We start from the raw sequence: 17,760 nt of genomic DNA, 5'->3' as shown, positions 1-17,760 counted from the left end.
ATGAACATATCAAAACGGCCATCTTAGTTGTTCTCGTCGCTTCCAGTTTAATTATGACGTATCATATATGGACGTATCAGCCTTCTTATAAGGTCATTTCAAAAAATCAACATTTGCAAGAAGTTGAAGTTAGTTCAAAAAGTAAAATAGAAGATCATATTCTTCCAACAGAAGTTCTCTATCATCGAAACGATAATCACTACATGTCTCACGATGAAGATGATGTAAACAAATGGGTAAATGAAATGAAAAAGTGGAAATTTTCGAATGTGACGGACGTTTCGGATGCTATTTCTCCTGATGGATTTTTAAATTATGTACATGGAAGTAATTCTATTGAAGTGCTGTATCCAGACGCACTACCTTTGAAAACATTTCAACAGCTTTTTTCATTTTCTCAAACGTCTTTGCCTAATCAAACATTTGACCGTGTACTCATTAAAATTAAGCGTACACCTTCCTTTTTCGTGAGCGTGTATCTTGTGAATTATGAGCAAAAAAAGATTTATTCGGTTACAGTCAAGAATTTGGCCAAAGATGATATCAAAGAATTAGAAGATAAAATGAAGCGTACGTATGCCCCGAGCCTTGTATATAAAGAAAACAAAAATCGGTATATTTTCCTTCCGGAAAATAATATTACGATGAATAGTGAAGTCTACTATACGAGCATGAGGCATTTAGATATTGAAAAATATAAAGAAGCGCTTTTTAACAACCCAGACTATGCACGGAAAGAAACGTCTACAAACCGAGATGTCTACACTGAAGGTACAAAAGTAATCAATGTCAATACGAAGACAGATGTGATGGAATATGTGAATCTTGTAAATTCCACGACCGAGGTAATGGAAGATTATAATTTAATAAATCGCAGCTTTAGCTTCGTTAATGACCACGGCGGCTGGACAGAATCTAATTACAGGTTCAACAGCTGGAATCGCATTACAAAAGAAATTAGCTATCGTTATTATAAAGATAACTATCCAGTGTACAGCAATCAGGGAATGACTGAAATATATCAGAGATGGGGAAATGCGGAGATTTTAAATTACCGTCGTCCTCTTTATCGTTTTGTAAGAGTACAGGACTCGAGTGTAGAAAAGCTGCAGTCATCTCAAAAGGTGATTCAATTAATTGAAAAACATCAAAACTTTGACCCGAATCTGTTAAAAGATATTTCAATAGGCTATCAGCTAGAAGAAGTGTCACAGCAGCCGAAAACCGGCGAAAAGACGGTTGAGTTTAATTCTAATTCTGTCAAACTCGTTCCTTCTTGGTTCTATTATTATAATAGCAAATGGTATCGAATTGCACCGCCGACCGAAGGAGGCGATAACGATGGATTGGAATAGAACAAAAACCATCTTTATTTTCACTTTCTTGATTCTTAATATTTACTTAGGCTATCAGATTTTTAAAACTCATCAAGAAGATCAGTACTCTCTATTTGTGGAGTCGAGCGTGGAAGAACAATTAACGAGTGAAGGCATTGAATATAAACATTTACCTGTAGATGTGAAAGAAGCTTCTTCGTTAAATGCTAAAAGTAAGCTGTTTAAAGAAGAAGACTTAAAAAAGCTGAAAGAGCAAAAAGCAGCGCTGCTTGAGGAAAAAACAATTCGAAGCGTATTGGACAAACCTTTTTCAGTGCCTGAAAAAAATACAAAAGCAAAGCTAAGTCAATTTTTGAAACGATATGTGCTCTCCGGTGAAGATTATGAGCTATGGAACGTTAATAAAGAGAAAAAAACAGTTACATTCTTTCAACAATATAAGAAGCACAAAATCTATGACAATGAAAATGGCATGATCATTGCTCATTTAAATGATAAAGGTGAAATTGTTTCATATGAACAAACGATGCTAGGTTCCGTGAAAACGTTGGATGATGAGCAGGATGTTTTGTCTCCTTTAAAAGCATTGGAAAATTTGTTTTTGAAGGATGAATTGAAAAAGAAAGATTCTGTAACAAACGTAGAGTTTGGATACTATACGTTTGATCTGCCGTTATTAAATTCCCAAGTTTTAGCACCAACTTGGCACATTGTTGTAAATGGAGATACAAGTTATTTTGTAAATGCCTTTGAAGGACAGATCATTAAAAAAGGAAATAAATAAGTATTTGGAGTGAGATAAATGAGCCTGCATTTCAGCGTGCTAGCGAGTGGAAGCACAGGAAATGCGATTTTAGTAAGTGATGGAGAACATTCCTTACTAGTTGATGCAGGGCTGAGCGGAAAACAAATGGAAGCTCTCTTTCAACAAGTAAATCGCAATATCCCGGATTTATCAGGAATTTTAGTGACTCACGAACATAGTGACCATATTAAAGGACTAGGTGTTCTGGCACGTAAATATAAGCTCCCTATTTTCGCGAATGAAAAAACGTGGAACGCAATGGACGGCTTGATCGGCAACATTGATACGGAACAGAAGTTTCACTTTGAAATTGGCCAAACGAAATCGTTTGGTCAATTGGAAGTGGAGTCTTTTGGCGTTTCGCATGATGCTGCAGAGCCTATGTTTTATGTCTTTCATCAAGGGTCTAAAAAATTGACCCTTATTACGGATACCGGCTATGTAAGTGACCGCATGAAAGGTACAATTAAAAATAGTGATATGTACGTATTTGAAAGCAATCATGATGTTGAAATGCTGAGAATGGGGCGCTACCCTTGGAGCATTAAAAGACGAATTCTAAGCGACGTGGGACATGTATCGAATGAAGACGCGGCGCTTGCAATGGCAGATGTGATCGGAGATCAAACCAAACGCATTTACTTGGCGCATTTGAGTCAAGACAATAACATGAAGGAAATTGCCCGCATGTCGGTTGCACAAGTGTTACAACAAAAAGACATCAATGTAGAGGACAATATTCTTCTATGTGATACTGATCCAAAAAGACCAACTGATATTGTTTATGTATAGTCTCTAGAAAGGAAGCGAAAAATAACTTCATTTAGTACGTGAATGCAGACATTCACGATGATAAATGAAGGGTTCGGTGATAGTGTGGAACATTATGATGAAGGCCAAGAGCCGAATAGTCGGCCGCCTAAACGCCGCAGAGGATATTTCGCTTCTGCTCTGATTGGAGCTATTATAGGTGCACTTATTGTACTGCTTCTTATGCCAGCCTTGGTGAGGAACGGGATTTTGCCATACGGATGGATGAATGATGAAAACGGAGATGAACAAACAGGGTCTACGATACAAAAGTCAGTATCTCTTGACGTCACTACGGCCGTCACAAAAGCTGTTTCCGAAGTCAATGCAGCAGTTGTAGGAGTTGTAAACATTCAGAACTCTGAAAGCTTTTGGAATGATGAACGAACTGATGCCGGGACGGGCTCAGGTGTTATTTACAAAAAGCAAGGCAATAAAGCTTATATTGTGACAAACTATCATGTCATTAAAGGTGCTAACGAAATTGAAGTGAGCTTCAGTAACGGTACAAGGGTATCAGCTAAAATTCTTGGCAGCGATGATTTAATGGACTTAGCAGTTCTTGAAATTGATGCAGGTCACGTGACAAAAGTGGCTACCTTCGGAAATTCTGATAAGCTTAAAGCTGGTGAACCAGTGATTGCTATCGGAAACCCGCTAGGCCTTCAATTTTCTGGATCCGTTACACAAGGAGTTGTCTCAGGAGTTAACCGTGTCATTCCTCAAGATTTGAATGGCGATGGAAATCCTGATTGGCAATCAGAAGTCATTCAAACAGATGCCGCAATTAACCCTGGCAATAGCGGGGGTGCTCTTGTTAATATTGATGGTGAATTAATAGGCATTAATTCCATGAAAATTGCCCAAGAAGCAGTAGAAGGCATTGGTCTTGCAATACCAATTAACATGGCTAGGCCCATTATTAATGACTTAGAACGATATGGTGAAGTTAGACGTCCGTATCTTGGAGTTAGTACACTATCATTAAGTGAGGTATCAGGGTATCATTTAAAAGAAACCCTTAAGTTACCGCATGATGTAGTAAACGGAGTCGCTGTTCTAAAAGTCGAGCCAGGTTCGCCAGCCGCTAAAGCTGGGTTGAAGGAATATGATGTGATTGTCGAGCTAGATCACAGCAAAGTAAGAGATATTGCGACACTTCGCAAACACCTCTACATTGAAAAAGAAATTGGCGATAAAATGAATGTAACGTTCTATCGTGATGGCAAAAAGAAATCCACAGAAGTAAAATTAACGCGTCAAATGAAGTAAAAGAAAAGTTATCCACAGGGGATAAACTCCTGTGGTTTTTTAATGAAAAGAATAGAGAAAGGAAGATAAATACATGAAGATATATTGCTGTTTAGAACACACGGAACTAGCGCTGGATGTAATGGTAGATGAGATTGAGCTAGCACCTGTTTTTGAAAAAATAGAAAATTCAACTGACAAAAAAAGCTGCGAATATTGTGACAATGAAGCTGTATATGTAGTAGGGAACTAATATTCTTATACAAAATGTGGATATGACATGTGGATATGTGGATAATATCTGTGGATAAGGGATAAAGGAGAGGAGAATAGCCTGTGAATATCTCTATTATAACCATTGGGAAGTTAAAAGAAAAATACTTAAAACAAGGCATTGAAGAATATTTAAAGCGTTTATCAAGCTATGCAAAAGTAGAAATTATTGAGCTTGCAGATGAAAAAGCGCCCGAAAACTTAAGTGAATCTGAAATGGAACAGGTGAAACAAAAAGAAGGAGAGCGTATCTTAGCGAAAATCTCAGATGATACTCACGTGATCGCATTAGCTATCAACGGAAAACAAAAATCTTCCGAGGAACTGGCAAAAGAAATCGATTCATTAGCTACTTACGGAAAAAGTAAAGTAGCGTTTGTCATTGGCGGATCGCTTGGCTTAAGCAGCGAAGTAATAAAACGTTCAAACGCAGCTCTTTCTTTTTCAAAAATGACCTTTCCTCATCAGCTTATGCGCCTAGTATTAGTAGAACAGATTTACCGAGCTTTTCGTATTATTCGAAATGAACCTTATCATAAATAGAATGTGTGGATATTTTTTCATCAAAAGCTGAGGCAGAAGGAAATGTAGAACCTTCTGCCTCAGCTTTTATCATATGTGGATAAATAGCAAACGTCTATAAAATAGAACAATTGAGTTTAAGCAAACGAGCTCTTATTTAAGAAACAGAAAAACCTTCGTCTTCTTTCACTCCAGCTCTGTCTTTAAACTCATCAAGCAATGCACGCACTTCATCAGTCGTTTCCGTGCTCATGAGTAGATTTCTTAATTCACTTGCACCGCGGAATCCACGAACGTAAATTTTGAAAAAGCGTCGAAGCGGTTTGAAAGGGCGCGGCTCTAGCTCTTCAGAATATTTGTCATGAAGGTCTAGCTGCAGGCGAAGAAGTTCTAATAGCTCTTCGCTTGTGTGCTCTTTCTTTTCTTTTTCAAACGCAAACGGATTATGGAAAATTCCGCGTCCAATCATGATTCCATCAACGCCGTACTTCTCTGCAAGTTCCAGACCTTTCTGGCGGTCAGGAATATCACCGTTAATTGTTAGTAGCGTATGAGGCGCAATTTCGTCACGAAGTTTCTTAATCTCCGGAATTAACTCCCAGTGCGCGTCAACATCGCTCATTTCTTTTTTCGTACGAAGGTGAATAGAAAGGTTCACGATATCCTGTTCTAAAATGTGCTTCAGCCAGTCGTACCACTCATCAACTTGCGTATAGCCAAGACGAGTCTTTACGCTTACTGGAAGCCCTCCAGCTTTGGCTGCCTGGATAATCTCAGCCGCAGTATCTGGACGGCGAATCAAACCAGAACCTTTTCCGTTTCCTGCAACGTTCTGCACAGGACAGCCCATATTAATATCAATGCCGCGAAAGCCCATTTCGGCCATGCCGATACTCATTTGACGGAAGTACTCAGGCTTGTCTCCCCAAATGTGCGCAACGATTGGCTGTTCATCGTCTGTAAACGTCAAACGTCCTTTTACGCTATCTTTTCCTTTCGGATGGCAGTAGCTTTCCGTATTCGTAAACTCTGTAAAAAATACGTCAGGTCGTGCTGCTTCAGTCACAACATGGCGAAAAACGACATCCGTCACAGCTTCCATCGGTGCCAAAATAAAAAACGGACGCGGCAACTCATGCCAAAAATTATCTTTCATCTTATATCTAAACCCTTTCTCTTAGGGAAAACATCTTCCCAAAATTAAAAAGTGTAATTTCTTTTATAAGGTTGAATGCTAGTATAAACTTCAACCAATATATACTTTAATGGTATGGAACGAAAAGTGCAAGGGAACGAGACATTTTGTTTAGCTGGAAATACTTATTGAAACGAATTTTATATCTAGCATTAGTGGGGCATAAGGGAGCCTGAAGGGATATACCGGATACTTACCAATAAATATGCTAACGCGTTTGGGGCTAGGCACTTTCTTTAAGGATATTATAAAGTATTCACCATAATTGTGGTTGCGATAAGCGGTTTTATAAATAACTTCTACTATATAAAAACCACGTCTGTCACTCACAACAGACGTGGTTTCATTACGTATTAATGCTTTTTGTAAGGAGCGCCGTCCTTAGAAGGCAGTCCAGAAATGTATCCGACACCACCAGTTTCTTGAATGCCAATGCTTTCTTTCATTGCATTAGCTAACTCTTCTTTATCAACAGCGGTAATATTTTTGTCGCTGATGTCCTCGCCCGGGTGCTGATAGTTGCTTAGTACGTAGCGAGAGTTTTTAATGTTTTCTACTGCACGAAGTCCTGTTGCTTCTGCTCCCACTGGAACCGAAAGGATGCGTGATAGTTTTTTGGTTTTTACATTATAGGCCCATACAAAGTTGTTTGTGTGCAGTGAGCTGTCTTCTCCGATAAACAGTGTATTTAAGTCATTTGAATACGTAAGGTTATCAGGGTTGGCAATTTTATTTGGATCCGCTGTATTGCCGTATGCATCTGCTTTTTCTAGGTCTTGTCCAATCAATAGCCCTTCCATACTTGCAGGAACGTAGCGGCTGTTAATCTTGCCTTTTGCTTGGTCTTTTTGATGCGAGCCTAAGTTCAGCTGGTAGGTCACACCAGACTCTAATTTTGGAAGCTGAATATCATCTTGTACAGCACCAGGCTCTTTTAGCATGGCACTATTTTGGTAAGAAATAGCCATATACGCTTTTTTGTCTTTTTTATTAACCGTTAGTCCTTCCATCTTGTTGAATTCAGACGTGGCACCTAGAATCGCACCGTATCTGCGTGATTCTAAAAAGGCAGCTGCTTTTTCCATGCCAGGCTTTACTTTTAAATATTCAACTTTTTTACTTGCGGCGGTTTCGACTGCTTTAAATCCTTTTGTAGGCTGGTCGGCTGTTTCAAAAATATCACTGAATTTTGTGCCTTTGTCGATTATTGTTTTCACTTCATTGTCTGTTGCATGGCCAAGCTTAATCCACTGAAGGTCGCCTTTCCCTCCATTTTTTGTGCTCGTTTGTTTAAACTTTGCGGCATAAAGAGTTCCTGCTGAGAAGTCTTTTTCCTTATCTGCTACATACATAAACATCATGGTATTAGACCCATCGTCTCCAAAAAGAGCGGTTTTATTATCTGGAAGTACCTGCATCATTTCATGTGAAAAACGGCCTGTGCTGTAATGTTTTACGACAGACGCATCGCCGCTTTCATCCACTGAAATTTCTGGAATCCAGCCGTAGTAGTAAGGGTTTGCTTTTGACGTGTCACCGAAATAAAGCTTAGCGAAGTTCGTAACGTCTTTATAAGAGCTAGATGCAGGGTCTTCAAAAGCGCGTGCATCAGGCTCGTATTCTTCTGAACCGAGGTGAGTACCCCAATCCGTTGTAGAGCCATTACACGGCGTCCACAAACCATTTACATTAGAAAAATCAATTTTTTTAGCATGGTTGACGGTTAGTTTTCCTGTTTTATCATCTCGGTCAACTTGTGTAAGCGTCATGGAAGCAGGAAGACCGGAAATCTCTTTTCCAGCATTATTAACAGATTCGTATTCATAATGTGAAATAATATAAGACTTACCGTTAATGGTAATAAAGCTGTTTGAATCTGGCGCGTCTGATACATACGGTGATGGCTGATCAGGAACGCTTCGGTCAATAATTGGATCCCCGTTTGCATCGATTGGTGTACCTGCGGCGATTAATTCTCCTTTATTATCGACAATTTTATCTTTTGAAAGAAAGAGTTGGTTATAGTTAAGCGGCGTTTCTTCCACACTTCCATCTTTATACGTTACTTTTACAGAGGCCTCTGTATACGTTTTAATCATATTTTCAATCGTAGTAGGTGCTTTCATTGGCTGAAACTCGACGCTTTTGATTTGTTTTGGATGTTGAACTGGATGATGCTCTGCTGCAAAAGCAGAAGCGGCGCTAGAAGCTAAGAGAGTGAGAGATAGTCCAAGAGATACTCGTTTTTTCATGGTTGATAACCTCCAAATCGTATTCATACATTTATTAAATCATTTGATTGTTGAGGAAATATGAAGAGAAGCATTGGATTTGTTGAGCTGTTGTTAAGAACGTTGAACATTTAGATGACAAGTTTAACTAGAAGTTATTCAGCTATCTTTCAGAATTTGTTCAGATAGCATTCAGCTGGGCTTCATAGTGAATTCATGTTCCGCTCTTACAATAAACACATAGCTAAAGAGGACAAGAAGCGCTTTGGCTCGTACAGCAAAAGTGAAAGGTATTTTAGCAGAAAAAAACGTTACTCCAATGGCGCTATTTTGATAAATGACCGCTGTTAAAACCTTTAGCTTGTGCTGTAAATACATTGGAAATTACGCGGAGGTATAATCATGATTGGAAAAGTATTAGCAGGAAAAGCAGTAGTAGCAAAAGCCGTGGGAGGTGCCACAATTGGAACAGCTATTGCTCTTGGTTCAATGACAAGTGCATTTGCTTCAGACGGTCAGCACATTACTTCAACAAAAGCGTCGGCTCATACTGAAGCGGCCACATATACACAAGCTCAAGCAAAAACAATTGCCTTAAAGAACTGCGGAGGAACGGTTCAATCGGTTTCTTTTGAAAATAACGCCTACACGTTTTTAATTCACGGAAAAGATAATCAAGACCATCATGTGAAAGTAAATGCACACAGCGGAAAAGTGGTAAAGGTTGAAAAACTATCTTTTTCTCAAAGTGAGGCACAAGCAGTAGCGGTGAAAAACTGTGGAGGAACGGTTAAGTCGGTAGGCTTCAACGATGGAGTGTATACGTTCTTAATTCATGGAAACGATAGCCGTGATCACCACGTAAAAGTCAATGCACAAAGTGGAAAAGGGATTCAAATTCAAAGCGCTGCATTTACAAAAGCACAGGTTCAATCAATTGCATTAAAAAATTGCAGTGGAACGATTCAATCGAGTTCATATGCAAATGATGTATACACATTTTTAATTCACGGGAAAGATAACAAAGATCACCATGTGAAAATAAACGCTGAAACGGGAAAAGTAATCAAAGTCGAAGCGGTAAAGTTTACGCAAGAACAAGCTAAACAAGCTGCTCTTCAACAGCACAAAGGAACGGTTCAATCTGTTTCATTCAGTGAACAAGCGTACACGTTTGTGATCAAAGGAACAGACAATATAAAACATACTGTAAAAATCAGCCCTCAAACAGGAAAAGTATGCTGATTTGATAAAAAAGACGATTGCTTCAAGGCAATCGTCTTTTTTATGTCAAGGGCAATACGATTTCAAAAGCAGTTCCTGCATTCAATTTGCTTTCTACATGTATTTTCCCCCCGTGCAGCTCTATAATAGATGCGCTGATGGCCAAGCCTAAGCCCGCTCCTCCATATGCCCGAGAGCGTGAAGCATCAGCTTTGTAAAATCGCTCAAATAAATGAGGAAGGTGTTCTTGAGGAATACCATGACCGTTATCTTGTATTATTAACGAAAGTTCTTTCTCATTTATTTTTCCTATCACTTGAATAACTCCTGTAGTTGGATTTGTATGCTGTACGGCGTTGGAAAATAAGTTTAAAACAACTTGTTTAAATTGATCTTTGTTAATGTCTGATGGTAAACGGCTTGGAAAGTCGAATAAAACCTTTCTGTTCCCCGCCAATAGTATGAGTTGAGGTTTCATATCTAAAATCAACTCATCTACAAAACAGTATTCTTTTTGAAACGGTGGAAGTTGATCAAGCTGAGCAAGAAGCAGAAGATCCTGAATAAGTTTGTGTAGCCTTTTGGACTCTCCATACATGCTTTTTAATGCGTCGTTTAATTGTTCTGGATTACTGCTAGCCCCTCTTAATAAAACTTCTAAAAAGCCGTGAATAGATGTAAGCGGCGTTCGCAGTTCATGCGAAGCATCCGCAACAAAACGCCGCATTTGTTCTTTGGCTTCTGTTTCTGCTTTAAATGCTTTTTCAAGACGTTCAAGCATTTCATTAATAGAAAGAGAAAGGCGATCCATTTCGATTTGTCCTTGATTAACAGGCAAGCGGTCATGTAAGCTTCCGGCATTAATATGCTCCACTTTTTTAGTAGTAGTAAACAAAGGGACTAACGTCTGTTTTAAAACAGAAGAAAAAACAAAAAAAGCAATGGTCATTGCGGTAAGTGAAAGCATTAAAAAGATGAGCATTTGTCTGATTAAGAGGTCTCTTAATGATTCTGTGGGAGTATTAATTTGAATAACTCCCTGTATTTCTCCATCAAAGATAATGGGTTTTAAAACAATGACTTGCTCTTGATGACCATCCATTTTTTTTATAAGGCTCGTCGTGTTGTCCGGCTGGTTGCTGTTTTTCATTACTTGTTTGTATGCAGATGCAGAAAGCTTAGGGAAGTAAGAATGATGTGGATCCTTAGCCAGCCGTAAAAAGGTGCTTTTTTGATTGATAAAGGTAATATTAACGCCCGGGAAATAAACCATTGGTCTTGATGATTGTTTTACATTCTGGCTTGTTTCAATATCGTGCTTCCAGACATCATCGGGAATCAAGTGAATTTGGTCTTCGATGCTTCTAATTTTATTTGTGTAAATAAATTGCTTCATAAATACGTATTGAAAAACGCCTATCAGCATCAGTAAACTCAAAATAACGAGTAAACTTCTAGATAAAAGCTGAAGGCGAAGAGAGTTCAAATGAAAGAAACGTTTGTGCTTCATGAAATATCAATCCGGTACCCTACACCGCGAAGCGTTCGAATAACGGTTCGGCTATGGTCCTGTAATTTTTCTCTCAGTGATCGAATGTATACTTCAACAATGTTTTCTTCTCCTCCAAAATCATATCCCCACACTCGATCTAAAATGGTGGATTTACTTAGTACGAGACCGTGATTAATAACTAAGAATTTTAAGAGTGCATATTCAGTAGGGGATAAATTAAGTATGTGATTAAGGTATTTAATTTCTTTGCGGCGGTCATCAATTTTAAATGGACCGATGGATACTTCGTCTAATAAGTTGGGAAATTGATTGCGGATTCTAGCTTGAATGCGCGCAAGAAGTTCTTCAAAACTGAAGGGTTTGACCATATAATCATCTGCTCCAATAGTCAGCCCCTTTACTCGATCGTCCACTTGATCTTTTGCTGTTAGCATGATGACAGCTATATTCCCCATTTTCTTTAACAAACGGCATACTTCAAATCCATCCATTCCCGGAAGCATAACATCTACAATAGCGATATGAGGCTTGAATTCTTTGGCTATATTAATGCCTTCCATTCCGTCTTGGGCAGCTTTGATATCAAATCCTTCATTCGTTAACCCTAAAGATAAAAACTGTAAAATAGTTGGTTCGTCATCTATAAGTAAGACTTTAATTCCTTTTAGTTGATCCATCATGGTGAAAACTCCTTTGCTCCTCTACTTTCTATTATGCTTTTTTATCTGAAACAGCCCTGAATAATAGCTGAAAGCAAGCTGAAAAATAGTAGCTATTCTTATATCTTCAGCTAACTTTAAGCTTCTATTCGTCTTATTCTCAGAAATCTTTTGCATAATGAACGGCGTACTAGATAAAACGCCATAGACGGAAAGTCTAATGGTGAAAGAGGAGGAAATGTAAAGATGATTAAATGGGTAAAAGTATTGTCTACATCTGCTTTAGGAGCTGCAGTTGCATTTAGCTCTATTACAACGAGTCACGCTGCAGAAATGAAGACAGCGAAAGCAGAGACAACTGAACATGTGAGTATCTCGCAAGCTCAAGCAAATGGTATTGCTCTGCAAGATTGCAAAGGGACGGTCACATCTACGGAATTTAAGCAAGAATCAAGTGTGTATGTGATTACAATTGTAACGAATAACCTTGAGCAAAGAATCGTAGAAGTAAGCGCAAGCACTGGAAAAGTAGTGAAGAAGCAAGAAGTGAAGTTATGGACACAAAATCAAGTGAAAGAATCCATTTCTAAGCAGTATACAGGAGCGATTCAATCTATTACATTTAACAAAGAAACGCATGAATATACGTTAACTGTAGTAGATGGCAAAGTAGAATATACGCTAACCGTGGATGGTCTAACGGGGAAAGTCATTCATGAGAATAAAAAAGAGCTGCAGCTAATATCAGAGCAAAAAATAAAAGAAACAATTGTTAAACAATATAGTGGTTACGTATATAGTCTAGAGTTTAAAGAATCCGCTAGTCAGTATGTCGCAGTGATTCTTAAAGATAGCACTCAATATACGGTAACGTTAGATGCTTTCACAGGAAAAGTAGTTAATACTTCTCAGCAAGCAGTGAAGCTATTAACGAGACAAGATGCAAAAGATCTTGCATTGGCTACATATGCAGGTAAGGTGAAAATGGTAGAATATGATCAAAACGCAGCGATTTTCACAGTAAAAATAATCAAAGATAATACGGAATACACCGTTACAATCGATGCGGTTTCGGGTGAAATCACACATGTAAGACATGATAAGCTTCAGCCGTTAACGGAGACCGCTGTGAAAGTTCTTGCTTTAAAACATCAAGAAGGAAAAGTAGATCATATTGAGCTTATAACAGAAAACTCAATAACTGTATACGTGGTGACTTTAGTGAGCGGAAGCAAGCAGCAGACGCTTAAGTTCGATGCATATACTGGACAAGAGTGCTCATAATTTTTTATCTTAAAACATAAAACATACATTTCATTTTTCATTCATATCAAGCAGGGGGTGCTTCAAGGCATCCTCTGCTTTTCTATTTTGTAACTGGAAACATTACCGGTTATCTATGTTAAGATAAATGTAGATTATTCTCGTAAAATGGATAAAACTAGAATGAACTAAATTAAATAGATAGGGTGTACACATGAGAAAAGAAGTACAAGTTATAGCCAAAGAAGCTTTTATTAAAAAAGTGAATAAAGGTTATCCACTCATTGAAAAAGATGCGCTTGTTGATGGTCATAAACTGCAAGAAGAAGGCGTTATTATTAACTTAGTCACTCCAAAGAATCAATTCTTAGCCAAAGGCTATTATGGAAAACAAAACAAAGGCTACGGATGGATTCTGACGAAGAAGAAAAGTGAACAAATTGACGCGGCGTTTTTTGTACGAAAAATTCAGCGAGCTATTACCTCTCGTCACGATTTTTATGCGTCTGAAGATACAACTGCTTTTCGTGTATTTAATAGTGAAGGTGACGGAATTGGCGGCTTAATCATTGATTATTATGACGGATATTACGTCACGAGTTGGTATAGTGAAGGAATTTATCAATTTAAAGAATACGTTATTGAAGCTTTAAAATCTGCGCCTAACTTTAAAGGGCTGTACCAGAAAAAACGTTTCAACGTAAAAGGGCAGTATATTGAAGAAGATGATTTTGTCACAGGAAATAAAGGTGAATTCCCTTTAATTGTAAGAGAAAATGGTATTCGTTTTGCCGTTTATTTAAATGACGGAGCGATGGTTGGGGTCTTTTTAGATCAGCGAGACGTCCGTAAAACGATTCGAGATAAATATGCAAAAGGAAAGACCGTTCTAAACATGTTTTCGTATACAGGCGCATTTTCAGTGGCGGCCGCTCTTGGAGGAGCTGCGAAAACAACAAGTGTCGACTTGGCCAATCGCAGCCTGGCAAAAACAATTGAGCAATTTAGTGTAAATGGAATTGATCACGAAGCACAGGACATTATTGTGGAAGATGTTTTTAAGTATTTTAAATATGCAGTTAAGAAGAATATGACGTTCGATCTTGTGGTGCTAGATCCGCCGAGCTTTGCTAAATCGAAAAAGCATACGTTCAGCGCGGCAAAAGACTACAAAGATTTATTAAAAGAAGCCATTGCTCTTACAAAGCCAAATGGTGTCATTGTAGCTTCGACGAATGCAAGTAATTTTGATATGAAAAGATTTCATTCGTTTATTGAAAAAGCTTTTAATGAAAAAGGGGAACGCTACAAAATGATGGAGCAGTTCTCTCTTCCAGCTGATTTTAAAACAATAAAAGAATTTAAGTCAGGTGATTATCTCAAAGTCGTGTTTATTCAAAAAGTAAATCGTTAAATGCAAGGCTGCATGATGAACTCATGCAGCTTATTTATTTTGATGAAATAACGCTTACAAGCTATTTTGAAGGGAATAAAATGAAGGTGAAAGATAAAAATTGTCAATATGTATGATAAAATAATAAAGGAATTATGCTCAACACTTCACAAATTTACAATATCATCCTTATGAAACGTATTTTTACAATTATTTTATTTTAAATGGGACAAGTATTGGGTACGAAGGGGAAAGAGCATACTACTATTATTATTTAAAAACATGAAAGGAGAAAGATTATGGCTGAAACAACTAAAAAGCCTGCCGGCGAAGTGAAGTTTATTCCTTTATTAATTTGTCTGGCAATCGGACTTATTTTATGGTTTATTACACCTCCGTCCGGACTTGATGTGAAGGCTTGGCACTTATTCGCTATTTTTGTGGCTACTATCGTAGGTCTTATCATTAAACCATTGCCATTAGGCAGTGTAGCTATTTTATCTTTAACCATTATTGTATTAACTAATACATTAACACTTGAACAATCGCTCAGCGGTTTTCAAAATACAACGATTTGGTTGATCGTTATTGCATTCTTTATTTCTAGAGGTTTTATTAAGACTGGTCTAGGAACAAGGGTTGCCTATATCTTTGTCCGTTTGTTCGGTAAAAAGACGTTGGGACTATCGTATTCTCTTATCGTAAGTGATTTACTTTTATCACCTGCAATGCCGTCTAATACAGCACGAGCTGGAGGAATTATTCTTCCAATCATTCGTTCTTTATCTGAAACATACGGATCGAGAACTGGAGACGGTACGGAGCGCAGAGTCGGTGCTTTTTTAACAAAAGTATCGTTTCAAGGAGATATGATTACATCGGCTATGTTCGTAACGGCAATGGCGGCCAATCCTCTTGCTGTTAAAATGACAGAACAAATTACAGGAAAGACTATTTCATGGGTTGGATGGGCAGCGGCTGCAATCGTGCCTGGAATTATTAGTTTAATTGTTATTCCGCTCGTTATTTATAAGCTGTATCCGCCAGAATTAAAAGAAACGCCGGAAGCATCTGAAATTGCAGCAAAAAAACTAAATGAAATGGGTCCGCTAAAGAAAGAAGAATGGTACATGATTGGCGTATTTTTACTTCTTCTTGTGCTGTGGATTTTTGGCGCTAATTTAAATATTAATGCAACAACAACTGCTTTTATTGGTCTATGTGCGCTGCTTTTAACGCAAGTGTTAAGCTGGTCGGACATCAAAAAAGAACAGGGAGCATGGGATACATTAGTCTGGTTTGCTGTTTTGGTTATGATGGCAACTTTCTTAAATGATCTAGGCATGATTCCTTGGTTCAGTGATCTGATGAAAGGCACTGTTAGTCATATGTCTTGGATGACGGCGTTGATTGTACTAGCTATTGCATATTTTTATTCTCACTACTTTTTTGCGAGTAACACGGCTCACGTCAGCGCTATGTACGCAGCATTTTTATCTGTCATCGTGGCCGCTGGTGCGCCTCCGTTACTGTCAGCATTAATTTTAGCGTTCTTTAGCAATTTATTTGGCTGTTTAACTCACTACGGCAGTGGACCGGCACCGGTGTTCTTCGGTAGTGGATATGTAACGCAGCAAAAATGGTGGTCGCTCGGCTTTTTAATTTCAATTATTCATATTATCATTTGGATTGGAATTGGCGGCTTGTGGTGGAAACTGCTAGGTCTATGGTAAAAAAACAGTGGCGCAGGCCACTGTTTTTTTATGCTTCAGCCCAAACGGATACAGAGCCGCCATTTACAGGGAAGTGTCCGTAGCCGTCTTCTTCAATCACAACTTGGTCTTCTCGGTTCTTTGTGAAGTCGATCCACGTTTGTCCGCTTCGGTGTTCGCCGACGAACATTCTCTTTTCGCCGTCTTCGCCGTTTGACATCACCACAGCGCATCCAGACTTCTCAAATTCCTCTACACCATGCCTTACCCATCCAATGGTATTCGGGTGATCAAAATAATCGTCTTGCTGTCCGTATGCTTTGTCATAGCGTACGTGCAAGAGAGCAGAAATATCTTTTTCTTTTCCCTCAATTGGATGCTCTCCACCTATCCCAAAATAGTCTCCGTAAAATACACAAGGATAGCCGTCTTCACGAAGTAAAATTAGAGCGTAAGCACTTTGTTTGAACCAATCTTCTACCCAAGATTCTAAAGATTCATTTGGCTGAGAGTCATGGTTATCTACAAATGTGACAACATTCAACGGATGAGTCTTAACCAATGTATCATCAAAAATTGTGGTTAAATCAAAATCTCTTCCTTGCTGAGAGGCTTCATGCAGTTTGTAATGCAGCGATACGTCAAACAAATCAATTTGATAATCAATAACGTCTAAAAATTCCTGACAGGTTGTTAATTCTGGATTCCAAAACTCTCCCACAAAATAAAATGGCTTTTCTTGAGAAGAGGACAATTCGTGAGCAAACTCTTTAATAAAATCATGGTTAATATGTTTAATGGCGTCTAATCGGTAACCGTCGCACTGCAGGGTGTCTGCTAACCATTTTCCCCATTTGATCATTTCTTCTCGAACTTCAGGGTGGTCGTAATCAATATTCGCAAACATTAAATAATCGTAGTTGCCAAACTCTTGATCAACATTTTCGTTCCAGCTTTTGTTTTCCCCGGCAATACGAAACACACCTTCTTTTCCATTTTTATCATCGTAATCAGTGCCATTAAAATGATTAAAGTTCCATTTGAAAGAAGAATATTGATCGCCGCGCCCTTCAAATGTAAACTTTGTCCACCCTTCAATTTCAAAGGGTTCAGAAATCTCTTCTGTTCGGTTCATGGGGTCTACTTCAATGACGTGGAAGGTTTCTTTTTCATCCGCTGCAGCTTTATGATTCATCACAATATCAACATAGACATTAATTCCGTGATTATGACAGGCATCAATTGCTTCATGCAGCTCTTGCTTGGTTCCATACTTTGTACGAACGGTTCCTTTTTGATCAAACTCGCCAAGATCATATAAGTCGTAAACGCCGTAGCCATTATCCTCTGATGAAACACCTTTTGTAACCGGGGGAATCCACACGGAATCAATTCCTTGTTCTTTTAGTTGAGGAGCGAGCTCTTTGAGGCGTTTCCAATGCTCGCCATCAGCTGGCACATGCCATTCGAAAAATTGCATAATTGTATGATTCCGTTCCAAGTTAAATCATCCTCCTTTTAAATAAAAAGATATAATCGCTCACGGATAGTTCTTTAGAATCAAATGAGGAA

General features: G+C 38.4%; 15 protein-coding genes. 10 read left to right on the top strand and 5 right to left on the bottom strand.

Annotated features, from left to right (window positions below; all coding sequences use genetic code 11):
• Positions 1-53: 53 nt before the first annotated feature.
• The 6 genes from WKH56_RS25940 to rlmH all read left to right on the top strand — a co-directional run bounded on the left by WKH56_RS25940 (position 54) and on the right by rlmH (position 5,019).
• The gene (locus WKH56_RS25940; RefSeq protein WP_249276199.1) at positions 54-1,355 is read left to right on the top strand and encodes a YycH family regulatory protein; all 1,302 of its coding nucleotides are present in this window, start codon (positions 54-56) and stop codon (positions 1,353-1,355) included.
• Positions 1,342-2,121 (top strand): two-component system regulatory protein YycI, encoded by a 780-nt coding sequence (locus tag WKH56_RS25935; RefSeq protein WP_034263964.1) that lies wholly within the window; start codon positions 1,342-1,344, stop codon positions 2,119-2,121. Before WKH56_RS25940 ends, WKH56_RS25935 begins: the two co-directional genes overlap by 14 nt.
• A gap of 18 nt (positions 2,122-2,139) precedes the next feature.
• Positions 2,140-2,934, top strand: coding sequence for an MBL fold metallo-hydrolase (locus WKH56_RS25930; RefSeq protein WP_014457688.1), 795 nt, complete (start codon positions 2,140-2,142; stop codon positions 2,932-2,934).
• Positions 2,935-2,991: 57 nt separating this feature from the next.
• A complete protein-coding gene (locus WKH56_RS25925; RefSeq protein ID WP_063248454.1) occupies positions 2,992-4,224 on the top strand; it encodes a S1C family serine protease in 1,233 nt (410 codons plus the stop codon).
• A 73-nt stretch (positions 4,225-4,297) separates the two neighbouring features.
• Positions 4,298-4,456, top strand: coding sequence for a CxxH/CxxC protein (locus tag WKH56_RS25920; RefSeq protein ID WP_013059901.1), 159 nt, complete (start codon positions 4,298-4,300; stop codon positions 4,454-4,456).
• An 83-nt stretch (positions 4,457-4,539) separates the two neighbouring features.
• Positions 4,540-5,019 (top strand): 23S rRNA (pseudouridine(1915)-N(3))-methyltransferase RlmH, encoded by a 480-nt coding sequence (gene rlmH / locus WKH56_RS25915; protein ID WP_342836949.1) that lies wholly within the window; start codon positions 4,540-4,542, stop codon positions 5,017-5,019.
• Between the two features lie 136 nt (positions 5,020-5,155).
• Here the strand turns inward: rlmH and WKH56_RS25910 are convergent, their stop codons facing one another.
• Both WKH56_RS25910 and WKH56_RS25905 read right to left on the bottom strand, forming a co-directional pair.
• The gene (locus WKH56_RS25910; protein WP_014457691.1) at positions 5,156-6,154 is read right to left on the bottom strand and encodes a tRNA dihydrouridine synthase; all 999 of its coding nucleotides are present in this window, start codon (positions 6,152-6,154) and stop codon (positions 5,156-5,158) included.
• Between the two features lie 392 nt (positions 6,155-6,546).
• Positions 6,547-8,445: a PhoX family protein gene (locus WKH56_RS25905; protein ID WP_310884142.1), complete on the bottom strand. Its 1,899-nt coding sequence runs from the start codon at positions 8,443-8,445 to the stop codon at positions 6,547-6,549.
• A gap of 381 nt (positions 8,446-8,826) precedes the next feature.
• Between WKH56_RS25905 and WKH56_RS25900 the strand changes: the two genes are divergently transcribed.
• Positions 8,827-9,669, top strand: coding sequence for a PepSY domain-containing protein (locus tag WKH56_RS25900; protein ID WP_310884141.1), 843 nt, complete (start codon positions 8,827-8,829; stop codon positions 9,667-9,669).
• A gap of 40 nt (positions 9,670-9,709) precedes the next feature.
• Here WKH56_RS25900 and WKH56_RS25895 read toward each other — a convergent pair whose 3' ends face one another.
• Together WKH56_RS25895 and WKH56_RS25890 are read right to left on the bottom strand one after the other, a co-directional pair.
• Positions 9,710-11,158, bottom strand: a complete 1,449-nt coding sequence (locus tag WKH56_RS25895; protein ID WP_182028515.1) for a sensor histidine kinase — start codon at positions 11,156-11,158, stop codon at positions 9,710-9,712.
• Complete coding sequence (locus WKH56_RS25890) at positions 11,155-11,838, bottom strand: response regulator transcription factor (RefSeq protein WP_310884536.1); 684 nt, start codon at positions 11,836-11,838, stop codon at positions 11,155-11,157. The genes WKH56_RS25895 and WKH56_RS25890 overlap by 4 nt, the downstream gene beginning before the upstream one ends.
• Positions 11,839-12,066: 228 nt before the next feature.
• Between WKH56_RS25890 and WKH56_RS25885 the strand changes: the two genes are divergently transcribed.
• From WKH56_RS25885 to WKH56_RS25875, 3 genes are all read left to right on the top strand, one after another.
• Positions 12,067-13,104, top strand: a complete 1,038-nt coding sequence (locus WKH56_RS25885) for a PepSY domain-containing protein (RefSeq protein ID WP_048021662.1) — start codon at positions 12,067-12,069, stop codon at positions 13,102-13,104.
• Between the two features lie 193 nt (positions 13,105-13,297).
• Positions 13,298-14,497 (top strand): class I SAM-dependent rRNA methyltransferase, encoded by a 1,200-nt coding sequence (locus WKH56_RS25880; protein WP_028411929.1) that lies wholly within the window; start codon positions 13,298-13,300, stop codon positions 14,495-14,497.
• A 278-nt stretch (positions 14,498-14,775) separates the two neighbouring features.
• Positions 14,776-16,209 (top strand): anion permease, encoded by a 1,434-nt coding sequence (locus WKH56_RS25875; RefSeq protein WP_028409745.1) that lies wholly within the window; start codon positions 14,776-14,778, stop codon positions 16,207-16,209.
• Between the two features lie 28 nt (positions 16,210-16,237).
• On the opposite strand, the gene WKH56_RS25870 is transcribed toward WKH56_RS25875, so the two are convergent.
• Entirely contained in the window at positions 16,238-17,689 is a 1,452-nt protein-coding gene (locus WKH56_RS25870) for an alpha-amylase (RefSeq protein ID WP_048021665.1), read from the bottom strand.
• Positions 17,690-17,760 lie beyond the last annotated feature (71 nt).

The organism is Priestia sp. SB1 (genome assembly GCF_038898415.1).
This window is presented reverse-complemented; position numbering and strand designations above follow the sequence as displayed.